The organism is Pseudomonas paeninsulae, assembly GCF_035621475.1.
GTDB lineage: Bacteria > Pseudomonadota > Gammaproteobacteria > Pseudomonadales > Pseudomonadaceae > Aquipseudomonas > Aquipseudomonas paeninsulae.
In genome coordinates, this window is the sequence record NZ_CP141799.1 from 3,898,950 (window position 1) to 3,916,184 (window position 17,235).

General features: G+C 60.6%; 11 protein-coding genes, 2 pseudogenes and 1 riboswitch. Of the genes and pseudogenes, 9 read left to right on the forward strand and 4 right to left on the reverse strand.

Annotated elements, in window-relative coordinates:
- The first annotated feature begins 60 nt into the window (after window positions 1-60).
- The 3 genes from VCJ09_RS17925 (at window position 61) to VCJ09_RS17935 (ending at window position 7,737) form a co-directional block, all read left to right on the forward strand.
- Window positions 61-306, forward strand: coding sequence for a hypothetical protein (locus VCJ09_RS17925; RefSeq protein WP_324731458.1), 246 nt, complete (start codon window positions 61-63; stop codon window positions 304-306).
- Between the two features lie 114 nt (window positions 307-420).
- The gene (locus VCJ09_RS17930; RefSeq protein WP_324731459.1) at window positions 421-7,326 is read left to right on the forward strand and encodes a Calx-beta domain-containing protein; all 6,906 of its coding nucleotides are present in this window, start codon (window positions 421-423) and stop codon (window positions 7,324-7,326) included.
- Between the two features lie 72 nt (window positions 7,327-7,398).
- Complete coding sequence (locus VCJ09_RS17935; RefSeq protein ID WP_324731460.1) at window positions 7,399-7,737, forward strand: tryptophan synthase subunit beta; 339 nt, start codon at window positions 7,399-7,401, stop codon at window positions 7,735-7,737.
- A 240-nt stretch (window positions 7,738-7,977) separates the two neighbouring features.
- Here VCJ09_RS17935 and lapD read toward each other — a convergent pair whose 3' ends face one another.
- The 3 genes from lapD to VCJ09_RS17950 form a co-directional block, all read right to left on the reverse strand.
- Window positions 7,978-9,912, reverse strand: a complete 1,935-nt coding sequence (gene lapD / locus VCJ09_RS17940) for a cyclic di-GMP receptor LapD (RefSeq protein WP_324731461.1) — start codon at window positions 9,910-9,912, stop codon at window positions 7,978-7,980.
- 22 nt (window positions 9,913-9,934) lie between these two features.
- Window positions 9,935-10,573, reverse strand: a complete 639-nt coding sequence (gene lapG / locus VCJ09_RS17945; RefSeq protein WP_371915453.1) for a cysteine protease LapG — start codon at window positions 10,571-10,573, stop codon at window positions 9,935-9,937.
- A 384-nt stretch (window positions 10,574-10,957) separates the two neighbouring features.
- Entirely contained in the window at window positions 10,958-11,446 is a 489-nt protein-coding gene (locus VCJ09_RS17950) for a hypothetical protein (protein ID WP_324731462.1), read from the reverse strand.
- Between the two features lie 667 nt (window positions 11,447-12,113).
- Window positions 12,114-12,212, forward strand: a riboswitch (guanidine-I (ykkC/yxkD leader).
- Between the two features lie 66 nt (window positions 12,213-12,278).
- Between VCJ09_RS17950 and VCJ09_RS24975 the strand changes: the two are divergent.
- Together VCJ09_RS24975 and VCJ09_RS24890 are read left to right on the forward strand one after the other, a co-directional pair.
- Window positions 12,279-12,419 (forward strand): annotated as a pseudogene (locus tag VCJ09_RS24975) (putative urea ABC transporter substrate-binding protein); the annotation flags it as partial.
- Window positions 12,414-12,569, forward strand: a pseudogene (locus VCJ09_RS24890) (allophanate hydrolase-related protein); the annotation flags it as partial. The pseudogenes VCJ09_RS24975 and VCJ09_RS24890, both read left to right, overlap by 6 nt.
- Here VCJ09_RS24890 and VCJ09_RS17965 read toward each other — a convergent pair.
- On the reverse strand, window positions 12,569-13,228 hold the full coding sequence (locus VCJ09_RS17965; RefSeq protein WP_324731463.1) for a class I SAM-dependent methyltransferase: 660 nt from the start codon (window positions 13,226-13,228) through the stop codon (window positions 12,569-12,571). The pseudogene VCJ09_RS24890 and the gene VCJ09_RS17965 overlap by 1 nt on opposite strands.
- 242 nt (window positions 13,229-13,470) lie before the next feature.
- Between VCJ09_RS17965 and VCJ09_RS17970 the strand changes: the two genes are divergently transcribed.
- The 4 genes from VCJ09_RS17970 (at window position 13,471) to VCJ09_RS17985 (ending at window position 17,143) form a co-directional block, all read left to right on the forward strand.
- Window positions 13,471-14,943 carry a sensor domain-containing diguanylate cyclase gene (locus VCJ09_RS17970; protein WP_324731464.1) on the forward strand — a complete coding sequence of 491 codons (1,473 nt, stop codon included), beginning with the start codon at window positions 13,471-13,473 and terminating at the stop codon, window positions 14,941-14,943.
- Complete coding sequence (locus tag VCJ09_RS17975) at window positions 14,940-15,152, forward strand: cysteine-rich CWC family protein (RefSeq protein WP_324731465.1); 213 nt, start codon at window positions 14,940-14,942, stop codon at window positions 15,150-15,152. Before VCJ09_RS17970 ends, VCJ09_RS17975 begins: the two co-directional genes overlap by 4 nt.
- A gap of 2 nt (window positions 15,153-15,154) precedes the next feature.
- Window positions 15,155-15,856, forward strand: a complete 702-nt coding sequence (locus tag VCJ09_RS17980) for a pseudouridine synthase (protein WP_324731466.1) — start codon at window positions 15,155-15,157, stop codon at window positions 15,854-15,856.
- Between the two features lie 402 nt (window positions 15,857-16,258).
- Entirely contained in the window at window positions 16,259-17,143 is an 885-nt protein-coding gene (locus VCJ09_RS17985; protein WP_324731467.1) for an alpha/beta fold hydrolase, read from the forward strand.
- Window positions 17,144-17,235: the final 92 nt, after the last annotated feature.

Below are 17,235 nucleotides of genomic sequence, written 5' to 3' on the forward strand. Positions count from 1 at the left end.
CGACACCGTCTATGCCGTGATTGAAGGCCCGACCACTGTCGCCGAAGGCGCCACCACCGGATGCCTACACCGTCAAACTGGTCGGACCAGGCCGGCAACTCAGTCACCGTCACCAGCGCCACCAACGTCACTGTGCAGTTCGCTAACGGCACCGCCGAAGCCGGCGACTACGCCGCCGCTGACCAGACCGTGACCATTGCCGCGGGTAGCAGCAGCGCCACCCTGACCGTGGCCAGCAACGAAGGACGTCGACTTCGACAACGAGACCTTCACCGCCAGCATCAAGGCCGTGCAGGACAACGGTGAGGGTTAACGAAGCCATCAACATCAGCAGATAGGCGGCCGATTCGGACCTGAAAACCGCCAGCGCCACCACCACCATCGTCGACAATGACGTCGCGCCGACCATCAGCATCAACGATGTCACCGTCAACGAAGACGCGGGTAACCGCGACCTTCACCGTCACCCTCGGTAATGCCACCACTGCCCCGGTGACCTTCAACTACGCCACCAGCAATGGCACCGCCACCGCAGGGACCGACTACACCGCCACCACCGGCAGCGGCAGCATCGCCGCCGGTGCGACCACTGCCACCTTCACCGTGGCCATCGCCGATGACTTCATCAAGGAAGGCAACGAAACCTTCAACGTCACCCTGAGCGGCTTGTCGACTAACGTCGCCGCCAGCGGCAACGACCTGCTCGGCGTCGGCACCATTACCGACACCGGTAGCACCCCGCCAACCGAGACCATCACCGCCGCCGACACCGTCTATGCCGTGATTGAAGGCCCGACCACTGTCGCCGAAGGCGCCACCACCGGTGCCTACACCGTCAAACTGGTCGACCAGGCCGGCAACTCAGTCACCGTCACCAGCGCCACCAACGTCACTGTGCAGTTCGCTAACGGCACCGCCGAAGCCGGCGACTACGCCGCCGCTGACCAGACCGTGACCATTGCCGCGGGTAGCAGCAGCGCCACCCTGACCGTGGCCACCAACGAAGACGTCGACTTCGACAACGAGACCTTCACCGCCAGCATCAAGGCCGTGCAGGACAACGGTGAGTTCGAAGCCATCAACATCAGCAGTGGCGCCGCCGGCCAAACCGCCAGCGCCACCACCACCATCGTCGACAATGACGTCGCGCCGACCATCAGCATCAACGATGTCACCGTCAACGAAGACGCGGGTACCGCGACCTTCACCGTCACCCTCGGTAATGCCACCACTGCCCCGGTGACCTTCAACTACGCCACCAGCAATGGCACCGCCACCGCAGGGACCGACTACACCGCCACCACCGGCAGCGGCAGCATCGCCGCCGGTGCGACCACTGCCACCTTCACCGTGGCCATCGCCGATGACTTCATCAAGGAAGGCAACGAAACCTTCAACGTCACCCTGAGCGGCTTGTCGACTAACGTCGCCGCCAGCGGCAACGACCTGCTCGGCGTCGGCACCATTACCGACACCGGTAGCACCCCGCCAACCGAGACCATCACCGCCGCCGACACCGTCTATGCCGTGATTGAAGGCCCGACCACTGTCGCCGAAGGCGCCACCACCGGTGCCTACACCGTCAAACTGGTCGACCAGGCCGGCAACTCAGTCACCGTCACCAGCGCCACCAACGTCACTGTGCAGTTCGCTAACGGCACCGCCGAAGCCGGCGACTACGCCGCCGCTGACCAGACCGTGACCATTGCCGCGGGTAGCAGCAGCGCCACCCTGACCGTGGCCACCAACGAAGACGTCGACTTCGACAACGAGACCTTCACCGCCAGCATCAAGGCCGTGCAGGACAACGGTGAGTTCGAAGCCATCAACATCAGCAGTGGCGCCGCCGGCCAAACCGCCAGCGCCACCACCACCATCGTCGACAATGACGTCGCGCCGACCATCAGCATCAACGATGTCACCGTCAACGAAGACGCGGGTACCGCGACCTTCACCGTCACCCTCGGTAATGCCACCACTGCCCCGGTGACCTTCAACTACGCCACCAGCAATGGCACCGCCACCGCAGGGACCGACTACACCGCCACCACCGGCAGCGGCAGCATCGCCGCCGGTGCGACCACTGCCACCTTCACCGTGGCCATCGCCGATGACTTCATCAAGGAAGGCAACGAAACCTTCAACGTCACCCTGAGCGGCTTGTCGACTAACGTCGCCGCCAGCGGCAACGACCTGCTCGGCGTCGGCACCATTACCGACACCGGTAGCACCCCGCCAACCGAGACCATCACCGCCGCCGACACCGTCTATGCCGTGATTGAAGGCCCGACCACTGTCGCCGAAGGCGCCACCACCGGTGCCTACACCGTCAAACTGGTCGACCAGGCCGGCAACTCAGTCACCGTCACCAGCGCCACCAACGTCACTGTGCAGTTCGCTAACGGCACCGCCGAAGCCGGCGACTACGCCGCCGCTGACCAGACCGTGACCATTGCCGCGGGTAGCAGCAGCGCCACCCTGACCGTGGCCACCAACGAAGACGTCGACTTCGACAACGAGACCTTCACCGCCAGCATCAAGGCCGTGCAGGACAACGGTGAGTTCGAAGCCATCAACATCAGCAGTGGCGCCGCCGGCCAAACCGCCAGCGCCACCACCACCATCGTCGACAATGACGTCGCGCCGACCATCAGCATCAACGATGTCACCGTCAACGAAGACGCGGGTACCGCGACCTTCACCGTCACCCTCGGTAATGCCACCACTGCCCCGGTGACCTTCAACTACGCCACCAGCAATGGCACCGCCACCGCAGGGACCGACTACACCGCCACCACCGGCAGCGGCAGCATCGCCGCCGGTGCGACCACTGCCACCTTCACCGTGGCCATCGCCGATGACTTCATCAAGGAAGGCAACGAAACCTTCAACGTCACCCTGAGCGGCTTGTCGACTAACGTCGCCGCCAGCGGCAACGACCTGCTCGGCGTCGGCACCATTACCGACACCGGTAGCACCCCGCCAACCGAGACCATCACCGCCGCCGACACCGTCTATGCCGTGATTGAAGGCCCGACCACTGTCGCCGAAGGCGCCACCACCGGTGCCTACACCGTCAAACTGGTCGACCAGGCCGGCAACTCAGTCACCGTCACCAGCGCCACCAACGTCACTGTGCAGTTCGCTAACGGCACCGCCGAAGCCGGCGACTACGCCGCCGCTGACCAGACCGTGACCATTGCCGCGGGTAGCAGCAGCGCCACCCTGACCGTGGCCACCAACGAAGACGTCGACTTCGACAACGAGACCTTCACCGCCAGCATCAAGGCCGTGCAGGACAACGGTGAGTTCGAAGCCATCAACATCAGCAGTGGCGCCGCCGGCCAAACCGCCAGCGCCACCACCACCATCGTCGACAATGACGTCGCGCCGACCATCAGCATCAACGATGTCACCGTCAACGAAGACGCGGGTACCGCGACCTTCACCGTCACCCTCGGTAATGCCACCACTGCCCCGGTGACCTTCAACTACGCCACCAGCAATGGCACCGCCACCGCAGGGACCGACTACACCGCCACCACCGACAGCGGCAGCATCGCCGCCGGTGCGACCACTGCCACCTTCACCGTGGCCATCGCCGATGACTTCATCAAGGAAGGCAACGAAACCTTCAACGTCACCCTGAGCGGCTTGTCGACTAACGTCGCCGCCAGCGGCAACGACCTGCTCGGCGTCGGCACCATTACCGACACCGGTAGCACCCCGCCAACCGAGACCATCACCGCCGCCGACACCGTCTATGCCGTGATTGAAGGCCCGACCACTGTCGCCGAAGGCGCCACCACCAGCGACTACACCGTGCGCCTGATCGACCAGTTCGGTAACCCGGTCACCGTCGCCAGCGCCACCAGCGTCACCGTGCGGTTCGCCAACGGCAGCGCGGAGGACAATGACTACCAATATGGCAATGGGGTGACAGCGACATTCACCATCGCCGCGGGCGCTTCATCCGTAAGTTTCCCGGTGAGCACAGTCGATGACCTGCTCTTCGAATCCGACGAAACCTTCTCGGTCTCAATCGCCGGCGTGAAAGATACGGGAGCTTTCGAGCACGTAGCCATAGGTGCGAGTTCGTCTGTAACCACGACAATCCTCAACAATGACACCTTGTCAGTGGGGAACACCGCGGGCGACGACGACGATGTCAACGAAAACCGCGACAACATCTCTACCAACGATATCCAGCACACCGGCACCATCAGCCCGGTGGCGGCTGACATCACGCTGTCCATAGACGCAAGCGGCGCATCCGGGCTGACCTCCAACCACCAGGCGATCACCTATGCCTGGAGTGCGGCCAGCCGGACGCTAACAGCGAGCACTGCGAGCGGCACGGTCTTTAGCGTCACACTCAGCGCCAGCGGCGATAGCTATGCCTTCAAGCAATTCCTGGGCATCGACCATGCAGTAATCGCCGGTGAAGCACATAGCCTGAACATTCCCCTGACCTTGCTGGCGAAGGATAGTGCCGGCAATCAACTGACCACCGCAGGCTTCAGCATCACAGTTGCGGACGACGCGCCGAGCGTGAGCGGAACCAAGGTTATTACTACAGCCAACGATGGCAACTACAGCGAGTCGGGCTTCCTGACTGAAGCGACGCTGTCCAACGACGTCACGGGTATTACCTGGAATACCGCCGGGCTGCCGAGCCTGGTGTTTGAAGGCAAACCTGTTCTCTATGTCGATCATGGCAATGGCACGCTGACCGGCCAGTTGGCTGACGGCACATTGATTTTCCGTGCGACCATCGATCCAACGACGGTGAACGGCAACAACAGCCCACAGTACAGCTTCGAGCTGCTCAACAGCGTTGGCCGCCTCGGCGTTCTGGAAGCGGAAAGCAGCTACACGGTGATCAGTGGCGGCAACATCAATCATCTTCAGCTGGGCTTTGGCGACTACCTGATCGACAGCATGACGGCGGTGAACGGCAGCGGAGCGACATCGACAGTCAATACCAATAACAACTGGATCGGTGTCGGCGGTAACTGGTTCAATCCCGGTGAAAAACTGTCCATGGCTTTCACGGACCCGAGCGGAGCGGCTGGGCAAGTACGCGACTTGAACATGCTGGTGGAGGGACAGGGCAACAGCCCCTACACGGTGAACTGGAAGGTAACCGCGGCAATAGATGCCAACGGCACTACCGTGACCTATTCGGGCAGCGTGTCAGGCTCGGGCAACAGCGATATGCCGTTCAGCATACCGTTGCAGAACGGCGCCCTATATTTCACCAACCTGGATATCAGCTCCTCTAGTGGTGATTTCCGCATTGCCTTCTCGGACGTCACGGCCAACAACTACTTCACCGATATTCCACTGGACTTGAGCTACACCCTGACTGACGCGGATGGCGACACGGCCAACGGCCTGATTGACGTGACGCTGACTGCCAATCATGTCCCGCGCGCAGGGGACGATTCGATCCGCACGGAGGAAGACACCTCCATCAGCGGCAACCTAGCTACAAATGACACGCTCTCACTGGACGGGGGCAACATCTGGGCGCTGGGCACACAGGCCAGCCACGGCACAGCGCTGGTCAATGCGGACGGTACATTCACCTATACCCCGGCAGCCGACTATAACGGATCCGACGCTTTCACCTATACGCTCACAGACGCCAACGGCGACAGGTCAACCGCGACCGTGCAGGTATCCGTCACTCCAGTCAACGACGCCACCAGCCCGACCCTGAGCCTCGCAACCATTGGTCAATGGACCTTCAATGAAGCCAGTGGCGCAGCCACGACTAACAATCAATATGCAAACCAGACGGGACGTTTGGCCGATGACAACAGTAGTGGCGGCAGTGCTTTGCCCAGTTTCACCAGTACCTCTCGCAATGCAACTGCAGGCAATAACCTGAACTTTCAAGATGCTGGCGACCGGGTAAACATTGATACATCTGTCACTCAGCCGTTAATGGGTACCGCTACTCTCACCTTCTGGGTTAAGACCACTCAAGCGGGCGGAGTCAGCGGAGCGGGTAACTCTTGGGACCTGCCAACTGTGATTGGCAGTGAACATAACGGTGGCGGCAACGACATTCAATGGGGCGCGATCAATAACCAGGGCAAGATTGGTTTCGGCGTTGGTAACGTTGCAGGCGTGTACAGCACCAGCACAATTAATGACGGTAACTGGCAGCATGTCGCCATCACTCGCAACGCAGTCTCAAAGCTGGTTGAGATTTATGTGAATGGCGTGCGCGAAGCAACTGGTAGCCCTAATGACCCGGCCTTCACTGCGACCATTAACAAGCTGGTATCGATTGGCGTTAATAACAATTTCAGCAATAACTCTTCTGCATCTGACCTAGCAGACAATCGTTACTTCAATGGGCAGCTCGATGATCTACGGATCTATGCAGGCGTACTGACCCAGTCGCAAATAACTGCCATTCGAAATATCGAAAGCGGCTTCCATGACACCGCGCTGGCAAATGATGGAGGGATCTTGAAGTTCACTCTGACACCAAGCAATTACACCAGCCTAACTATCTCCGGTCTTGAGGCGGGAATGACAATTGCTGACGGAGCCCACTCGATCACGGCATCAGGCGATCAGCAAAACATTGATCTGACCGGATGGAGCCTGTCATCACTATCGATCAGCAATACCGGCACGGCATCTGCCACCCTGGCCATAACCGCCACCAACACCGTCGCAAATGGTGACTCTGCCAGCACCACCAGTTATCTGACAATTGCAAACGGCCAGTCTCTATTGAGCAACGGTACCAGTGGCTCTGACACCCTCAACGGCAGTAATGGCGCCGACATTATTCGCGGCGGTGAAGGCAATGACATCCTCAATGGTGGCAGTGGTAATGACCGCATTGAAGGCGGTAACGGCAATGACACATTACTCGGAGGTTCTGGCAACGATGTGATCTTTGGTGGTGCTGGCAACGATATCCTTGTAGGCGGCACTGGCAATGACACCCTTTGGGGCGGCAGCGGCGCAGATACCTTCGTCTGGCAAGTCGGTAATATCGGCAAAGACGTGATCAAGGACTTCAAACCTAACGAGGGCGACCGCATCGACCTGCGCGATCTATTGGTGGGCGAGGAAAATGCTGTTGATATCACCCAATACCTGCGCGTCGACACTGCCACTTCGACCCTGGAGATCAGTACCTCCGGCGACCTTAGCGGCACGGGTGCCGATGTCACCATAAAACTGGAAAACGGCGGCAACCCCGTCGATCTATCCAGCTACGGTTCGACATCCTCGCAAATCGTCAACTCGCTGATCGCCGGCGCCGATCCGATGGTCAAGATCGACCACACCTGATGGACAAAACCCCGCTACCATCCGCTAGCGGGGTTTTTCATTCAGGGCATTCGATAGGGCAAGGAGTGGTCGATGTTGTATGTGAAGCGTGATGCCTGGGGCAATTTGCAGCAGGTAGAGGCGGCGCCGTTCGATGGCATGGATGGCGAGATTGCCGCTGATGATCAGGAGGCGCTGGCCTGGTATGCCAACCAGAATATGGAAAGCAGCCTACTGCAACTCAAGCAAAGCGACCTGGATATGATCCGGGTACTGGAAGACTTGATTAGCGTGCTGATCCGCAAGGGGGTTGTACGCATCACCGACTTGCCCGAGGTGGCACAGGCCAAGCTGGTAGGGCGCAGCAAGGCCCGTGATGCTCTGGGCGGGTTGAACCGGCTGATCAATGACGATGAGTCCGAATTGATCTGAGCGGCTGTGACAGCAAGGCTTCGCGGCTAAAGCCACTGCCACAGGTTCCATCATCAGTTCGTAGGCTGAACCGGAACGCCAGCCGCTCATGAGCGCAACGTACCGTCCAGCATTCCCACCAGCAACGGCGTACTGCTTCGCGAGTACGCCGTACGGTGTGGGCCATGCTCATGACCGGACCTCCTCATCGACAAGTGCTGCAGACCAAGCTCTTGTGGGTAATCCCTGACGGAAATCACCTCAAACCCAGCGACCCGGCTCGCCAAACAAGCGGCCCTGAACGCCCTCGATACCCAGGTCACGCAATGCCTGCCACTCACCGTCGGTTTCGACCCGCTCAGCAATCAGCGGCAGATCGATGCTGTGGGCTGCGCGCTGCATGGCCTCAATGAACAGACGCTTGTCGTTCTCGGCGTCGATGGCGCGGATATAGCTGCCATCCACCTTGAGGTAGCTGAGACCGAGTTTGGCCAGGTTGCCGATCATGCTGAAGCGTCCGCCGAAGTGCTGCAGCCCCAGGCTGAAGCCGAGGCTACGCAGACGCACGGTCAGCGCCTCCAGAGCCGCGGCATCGGGCAACTGATCTTCGTCCAGTTCCAGGGTCAGGCGTGCGCCCAGATGCACATGTTGACGCAGCCGCTCATAGAGTTGCTGCAGTGCCTGCGGATCACGAATGGTGCTACCGGAGAGGCTCAACGCAACACAACTACTATTGGTCTGCAGCTGCGCCAATACCCAGTCGAGCATGGCCAGGTCGAGACGGGTGGCCCAGCCGAAACGCTCCAGCCAGGGCAGAAAGCGCCCCGCCGGTACCGGGTTGTTCTGCTCATCGAGCAAACGCGCCAGCACCTTGAGGTGCAACACCTGCGCCGGATCAGCCGCACTCACCACCGGCTGCACATAAAGCTGGAAACGCCCCTGATTGAGCGCCTGATCCAACAAGCTATGCCAGCTCTGCCGTTCATCGGCGGCAGGCCGCTGTGCGTCGTGCTCGCTGCAGGCCCAGTTCTGCAGGCTCTGACTGCTGGCCTGGGCCAGCGCCGCATCCAGCGCGGCATAAATAGCCGCAAGCTGATCGCCCGGAGCGAAGGCCGTCATACCGATATGCGCGACCGGTAAACAATCGCTGGCGCCGGTCTGCTGTAGGCTGGCCAGGGCGCCGTCCAGGCTCTCTGCCAACTGCTCCGCTTCACTGCGATCGAGGCCGGCAGCCAACACGGCAAATTCGCCGCCACGGTTGCGCGCCAACAAGTAGTGGCCTTGGCTGATTTGCTGCAACTGCACGGCGATGGCCTTGAGCAACTGGTCGGTACGCTGGCCGCCCAGACGCTGGTTGAGTCCGGTCAGATCATTGACCCGCAGCAGCAGCATGAAGCCGCTACCGGCGTGCTCATCGACACCCACGCGCGCCTGCAATTGCAGATCGAAGTAACGCCGATTGGCCAGCCCGGTGAGGCTGTCCTGATAGGCCTCGGCACGCAGTTTCTCACTGCGCGCAGCTTCCTCGGCGAATAGCGCCTTGAGCTTCTCGACCATCTGGTTCATGGCATTGACCACCCGACGGAACTCAGGAGTCTTGGGCAACTCTTGCAGGCTGAGAAACTCACGCCGGGCGATGGCATTGGACTGCTCGACCATGTAATCCAGCGGCCGCAACTGGCGCTTGAGCAGCAGTACACCCAAACCGATGCAGACCACGCCACTGACTGCCAACCAGAGCAGCACACCGAGAGCGCTTTGCCACAGTTTGCCAACAGCGAACAGCGGATGGCTGGTGACCTCGACCCGCGCGGCCTGGCGCCAGCCGTCGCTGACGATGGCATCGCCACTGGCCGGCGCCAAGTCGACCAGATCGGCGAACCACTGCGGCGCCTCGGCGGTGACCGGCACACCCGTGCGCTCGACCATCACCTGCCCACTCTCCGAGTCGAGCACCCTGATGCTCTCGAAGTAACCGCTGTCGAAAATTGAGCTGACCATCAGCTCGATCATCGCCATATCGTTGATATGCGGACTCAACGACAGGCCCAAAGCGGTCGCCGCATCCTGGGCATGCGCCCGTAATTGGTTGGCCTGCTGCTCGCGCGAACTCTCCACGCTAACCAGAAAGCTACCGGTGAAGTTCACCAGCATCAGCACGCAGATGGCAATAAACAACTGCTTGAACAGTGACATCAACCACTCCTTCGGGTCGCTCTCAAGGGAAGCCTTCGGCCCGCATTTTTTTCAATAGATCCTGCCAGCGCGAAAGGCGCTTGCTGTCTCCTACTTGCTTGCCGCCGCCAGCGCCGGGCAGCCACAGCCCCTCGGCGTTGAAAGCATAGACAGGCACCAGATCGCGGCGCTGACTGGCCGGCTCGATAGCATCGATCAGGTTATCCAGCACCAGCGGCATGGCCAGAGGATGTTCGTAATAGGTGAGCACCATGTGCGCCTGATTCAAACGCACCGCCTTGACGTAGGTGATGCGCAGCTTCTCACTCGGCACACCTAGCTGGCGCAGGCTGAAGTACTTGGCGAGGGCATAATCCTCGCAGTCGGCGGCCCCCTGAAACAGCGCCTCGACTGGAGTGGCCCAGTAATCATTGACCTTCCATATCTGGATATCATCGCGAAAGCGCAGGCGCAGGTTGAAGAAGCGGTTGACCGCTTGCAGCTGTGCCATTTCGCCGACGTCTGCCTGCTCCTGCAGCAGTCGCTGCCAATCATCGATGCGGCCACGGCCCTGTCCAAGCGGCCCATACAATTGCTCGGCACGCTTGCTGATCAGGTTGAAATCCCAGTCGGCCTGTAACGCACCGGAAATTAGCAACACGGCCAGCAGCCAGGCCGCCACCCATGGCCAGCGACGATACGCGCGCACAACTTCGATACGACCGGTCTGCAAACTGAGGATTCCACACGTCAGGCCTGCGCCATGTTGCGGGCGACGCAGGCAAAACACAATTGCCAACTGCCATCATGGTGGGAAACACACAGGAGAGGTGTTCTGGAGCCGTCGCCGGCGCAGCTGATGCACGCAACGTAACGGTCAGTTCAGGATGTGGCGAGACAGACAGAGAGCCAGGGCTGCCGCCGCCATGGCTATCGAAAGAAAGGTTGGATGGACGAAATCAGTTCTGCGGGCGCAGCTAAGGCAAGCTCAACCAGCATGCCGCGCCCAGAGCATGCCCGACGCACGCCCAGCATGACTGCTGGCGTGCGCCGCAACGGGTCTCAGCTAGTTGCGGTGACCTTCCCTCCCGCGCCGATTATCGCTGCGCGAGTCTTGATCACGCTGCTGCCGGTTCGACGAACGTTGTTGCCGCTCATGCTGATCCAGCCGCTTGCCGTTCCAACCCTGACGCTGTTGCGCCGCGCGGTAGTCTTGGCCGCGCTGATCGCGACGGCCCGCATGACGCTGGTCGCGGCGCCCGTCATGGCGCTGTTCGGCGCGACGGTCGTTGTTGAAATGACGTTGCTGCGGTGCCGGTAAATAGCGGCGCTGGTCATGCCGGGGGGCGTCATAACGACGCTGGACGTGGCGACGGTCGTCGTATCGGTAATGCCGCGGCGCGTCATATACCGGGTAACGCTGCCCCCGATAATCGCCACCCGAATAATAGTGGCGGTCATATCCTGAGGAGCGATGGTCATAACCGTCGCCGTAGACCGCGCAACCGGTTAAAAACAGCCCCAACAGCGCAATAAGCATGAATTTATAGGGCATGGAGACCTCCATGAGCACAATAAGAAGAAAGCCAGCGACTGCTGGCCTTCGGGGTGCTCTCATGAAGTTGGACAACGATTTTGCGAGGAAAGTGCCCGATTAGCAGCGGCCCTTCTTGGCCTGACCAGGAGGGCAATGTGACGAACCGCCGCCGCCATCGCCAATATCGACACCTATACCCGGCAGCCGCAGGCTACATGCAGGCAAAGTGACCATCAGCATACCAGCCAGTACTAATCCCATTAGTGCTTTCATAAGTCATTACCATCCTAGGTTGCCACGGCAGGCAAAGTTGACTGCCGCTACTGCTTAAACACGCCCGGAGACCAGAACAACCCACTCTACTGGTGCAACTGTTTGCCGTTGATCAGCAGCAGGCAGTCAACGGCTTCACTGTGGGCTTGATCGACTCCATCGTATAGGACAATGCTCAGGGAGCCATAATTCATCATTGACGCCCGCCAGCGCGTTTTTAACTGGAAAGACCAGGCACGTTAGCGCCTACAAGGGAGCGCAGCGCGCTCATAACGCACCACGCTGGCGCGACAAATAGTGCAAGCCAAGCATTGAGCCCGGCGTTAGCGCATTGCGAGCATCTGGCACGATGTTCGCCGTACTCAGCTGTGCAGGAATAGTCCGTGTTGGCGGAATCGCAGCACCACAATGTGCAATAGCCGACTAGGGTTCCGGCTCGCTTAGCGAGTGACTGGTCCGAGAGTTGGCGACCTGTGAAGTGGTTACACGGCGGGATAAAAGCCCGGGAACACGCGCCCGTGTATTGGGGAAACCGCCGCGCACTCCTGCCCGCCCTTTCTCGAACTGGAGGTTCCTTGTGCGTAAGTCCCGTCTGTTCTCCATTCTCGCTGCCGGCCTTGCCGCCGCCATCAGCCTCACTAGCCACGCCGCCCCTAAAACCGACTTCAGCGTCTGCTGGACCATCTACGCTGGCTGGATGCCCTGGAAATACGGCGGCCCACCGTTTCGCCCCGGCATGGCCCGCGTCACCGAGGGCGGCGTTGCCATCGCAGTGGAAGTCTGGGAGCGGCCGAGCAGTGAGCTGGGCTCCTTCCTCACCGGCATCCCGGCGCCACTGGCTCTGGGCAAGGTGCAGCTGGCAGGCGGCTAAGCCAGTAGCCGCTGATATTGGAGAATACGCCCCTTGAAAGGCGCCTCCGGGTCATCCAGCAGGTTCACCGTGTCGGCCATCTGCTGATAGCCATGCCCCAGCATCAACCGACTGAAGCGCGCGCCATTGCCACGGCCGGGATCGACGATCACCACCCGGCAGCAGCGCGCGCCGTGACGGGCGATAAAGTCGGCGAGCTGGGCTGGGTGGACGGGCTCATAAAGCAGGTCGCTGCCGATGATCAGGTCGAACAGACCCAGGCCCAGGTAATGCTCGGCCCAGTCGCAGTTGTGATAGGTGACCGGCGGCAACTCATTGAGCACGGAGTTACGCAGGAGAAATTCGCCGGCCAGCGGATGGTAGTCGCTGGCGGTGATATCCGCGCCCAGGCGTTGCAGCAACAAGCTGGTCAGCCCCAGGCCGCAGCCCAGTTCGAGGATGCGCAGGCCCTGCACGGCCATGCCACTCAAGGTCTGCGCCAACACTTGGCCGGCCGGCCAAATCTGGCCGAACAGCGGCCAGGTCGCCGACGAGATCCCCGCCTGCTCGGCCAGGCCGTCAGGATCGGCGAACTGCTGTTTATCGCGCAGGGAACACAGGTGAAAATCCTCAGCACCGATGCTGAGGGTGGAGTATTTGATGCGGTAACCAGGCATGGGCGGCTCGGGTGCTGAAAAGAACGACGCACGGATGTGTTGAAGTCAGAACAGATCAGCAAGACGCAGCGCGATTGCACACTGCAAGTCACCAAGCGCGCACGGTAGTCCTTTACTCGCCATGCCGGCAAGCCCGGATGATCGGCGGGGCATGCTCACATGCCGCCAAAGCAGCGCCAGTCGATGACGCCATGCCAATTGCACGCTAGCATGGCGCCATTATTCCGTGAGCAGAACTTTGCATGCCGTCCATGCCCTCGACAATCAGTCAACGTCCCCTGGTCCTACTGCTACTGGTATTGCTCGGCTGCGGCTTCCTCGCCACCTCCCTGGTCAGCTACTACGCCGCGCTCGACTCGATCCGCGACAACATCGTCAACACCGAACTGCCGCTGACCTCAGACAACGTCTACTCCGAGATCCAGAAGGACCTGATCACGCCGGTGTTGATCTCCTCGATGATGGCCCGCGACACCTTCGTCCGCGACTGGGTAATGAGCGGCGAGCAGGACGTCGCCCAGATGACCCGCTACCTGCGCGAGGTGCAGGAGCATTACGGCACCGTCACCAGCTTCTTCGTCTCCGACAAGACCCGCACTTACTACCAGGCCAAGGGCGTACTCAAGCGCGTCGAACCGCAGGAACCGCGCGACAGCTGGTACTTCCGCGTGCGCGACATGCAGGAACCCTACGAAATCAATGTCGATGTCGACATGGCCAACCAGGATCGCCTGACCGTCTTCATCAACTACAAGGTGTTCGACTACGACCAGCGCTTTATCGGCGCCACCGGCGTCGGCCTGACCGTGGACGCGGTGATCAAGCTGATCGATGATTACCAGGCGCGCTACGAGCGCAGCGTGTACTTCGTCGACACCGACGGCCGCATCGTGCTCACCGGCGCTACAGGCGGGCCAATGGGCGCAACGGTCGGCCAAGCGCTCAGTGAAGTGGCGGGACTGGAAGAACTCCAGGCAAAACTGCCACAGCCGCAAACCGGCGACTTCGAGTATCAGGAACACGGCCGCGGCCACTTCCTCAACGTGCGCTTCATTCCCGAGCTGGACTGGTACCTGTTCGTCGACAAGCGCGAAACCGGTGCGCTAGCCGGCATTCGCCAATCGCTGTACCTCAACCTGCTGATCTGCCTGGTGGTCACCGTCATCGTCCTGACCCTGGTCAACATTGCCCTGCGCCGCTATCAGGCACGCATCGCCGCCCTGGCCACCACCGACCAACTCACCCAGTTGCTCAATCGCCGCGGCTTTGATCTGCTGGCCAACCAGGCGATCCAGGAGGCGCGGCGCAACCCCAACTCTCTCTGCGCCCTGTTGCTCGACCTCGATAACTTCAAGGACCTCAACGACAGCCACGGCCATCTGGCCGGTGACGAAGTGCTGCGCGGATTCGCCAACAAGCTGCGCGATAACCTGCGCCAGTCCGACATCATCTGCCGCTGGGGCGGAGAAGAATTCATCCTGCTGCTCAAGGACACCTCGCTCGAGCAAGCGCGCCTGCTGGCCGAGAAAATCCGCCAGCAGACCGAGCAAAGCAGCTTTAGCTACAAAGGTGTCAGCCTGCACATCACCACCAGCATTGGCCTGGCCGAACTGCATGCGGATGACTCGCTGAGCGAACTGCTCGCCCGTGCCGACCGCGCTTTGTACCGCGCCAAACAATCCGGGCGTAACCGCACCTGCGAAGCCAGCACATGAATACCACCCACTGTCCGCGCTGTGGTCAGCGCAACCAGTGCGCTCAAGCCGAGTCCGCCACGCCCGTGAGCGACTGCTGGTGTTTCAGCGCAGGTATCGACCCCGCGGTGCTCGACAGCCTGCCGCCCGAGCAGCGCAACCGCGCCTGCCTGTGCCCCCGCTGCGCCCAGGGGTTGCTGCCGAGTACAACGCCGCCAGCCGCCGACTAGCCATGCGCCTCGACCGCTTTCTCAGCAACCTGCCGAGTTTCAACCGCCAGGACGTGCGCCACCTGCTCGCCAGTGGCCGCGTGCGCGTGGATGGCCAGGTCAGGCGCGACAGCCGCGACGAAGTGCGCGTCTTCAGTCGCGTCGAACTGGATGATCAGGTGTTGCAGGCCGGCAAAGCGGCACGCTACTTCATGCTGCACAAACCGCTTGGCGTGGTCAGCGCCACCGAACACCCGGAGCACCGCACCGTGCTCGATCTGCTCGACGAGCCGGACAAGCATGAGTTGCACCTGGCCGGGCGCCTCGACCTCAACACCAGTGGCCTGCTGCTGCTCACCAACGACGGCCAATGGTCGCGCCGGGTAACCACGCCGACCGGCAAACAACCCAAGGTCTATCTGGTCGATACCGAAGACCCGATCGACCCGGCTTGCATCGAGGTCTTCGCCCGCGGCCTGTACTTTCGCTTCGAGGATCTGCTCACCCAGCCCGCCGAATTGCAGATCCTCGCCCCGCGCCAGGCACGCCTGACCCTCTACGAAGGTCGCTACCATCAGGTCAAGCGTATGTTCGGCCACTTCCAGAACAAGGTCGTCGGTTTGCACCGCCTCAGCATGGGCACGCTCCAGCTTGATGAACGACTCTGCCCCGGTCAGTACCGCGCCCTGACGACCGAAGAAATCGCCAGTTTCGGCAGCAACTGACGCCAATTTCTCCATTAGTCACACCCTTAGCAAGCTAACCGATAAACGGTAGTGCGCTACCCAAATAAACCCTTGCCAGCATCAGGGGCCACTGCTTAAATCCACCCATAAGGTCTTGATGTGACCATACAGTCACACAAAGCCATCTAAGCGATCTTTTGGTTACTTGCGCTCTGCGCGAAAGGGTTCCTGCCTGGTAACACGACATCTCTCCAGCCCTGTGCTAAGGCTGGTGCGGATGCTCTATTTCAGCCCTGACCGATTGAAAAATAATTCTTATAAAAAATCCTCCAGCCTGACATTCGCTTGTCATGTCCAGGCGCTTTGCTATCTGTCCTACTTGCCCGGTAATCGGCCCTGCCCCGCCGCTTGCCACGTACTACTTGCGCCTGGAGAAACAACATGCAGCCAACCATCGCTGTCGTCGACATACACGGAACTTACAAGGTTCACACCGAGTTTTACTCCAGCCCCAGCGCCCGTAAGACCATCATCCTGGTCAACGGCTCGCTGTCGACCACTGCCGCATTCGCGCAGACGGTCAAATACCTCAACACCCAATTCAATGTGGTGCTCTACGATCAGCCTTACTCCGGGAAATCGAAACCGCACAACAGCCACAACCAGCCGCTGACCAAGGAAGATGAAGCGCGCATCCTGCTGGAGTTGATCGAGCACTTCAAAGCCGACTACCTGCAGTCGTTCTCCTGGGGTGGCGTCGCCGCCATGCTGGCCCTGGCGCAGCGTCCGCCGCGCATCGAAAAAGCAGTGATCGCTTCGTTCTCGCCACTGATTAATGCGCCGATGCTCGACTACCTGCAAAAAGGCATGACCACTCTGCAGGCCGTGGATGGCGTAGGTCTTGGCCACCTGGTCAACAACACCATCGGCAAGCACCTGCCGTCGCTGTTCAAGCGCTTCAACCATCGCCACATCAGCAGCCTGGACGATCACGAATACCGCCAGATGCACGCCCATATCGACCAGGTCGTGCACCTGGAAACTCATTGCGAGATGGAATGCCTGGCCGGCATCGAGATTCCCGTGCTGTTCGTCAATGGCGAGCACGACGAATACACCTCCGCCGAAGACGTGCGCGTATTCGCCAAGCACCTCAATGATTGCAAATTCGCCATCATCGACAATGCCGGGCACTTCCTCGACATGGAACACAAGGCCGCGTGGCAGCAAAGCAGCGAAGTACTGCTGGGCTTCCTGCAAAGCCAACCGCTGCGCCAAACCGGCTACCGTGCGCCAGTAGACATGCAGCATGCGCTGGCCGTATGAGCCACACCCAGGCCCATCCGCATCGAGCCGCAGTAAAAATGACTCGATGCGGACTTCATTTCAGCCGCGACTTCCGGTATAAAGGCTCCCCC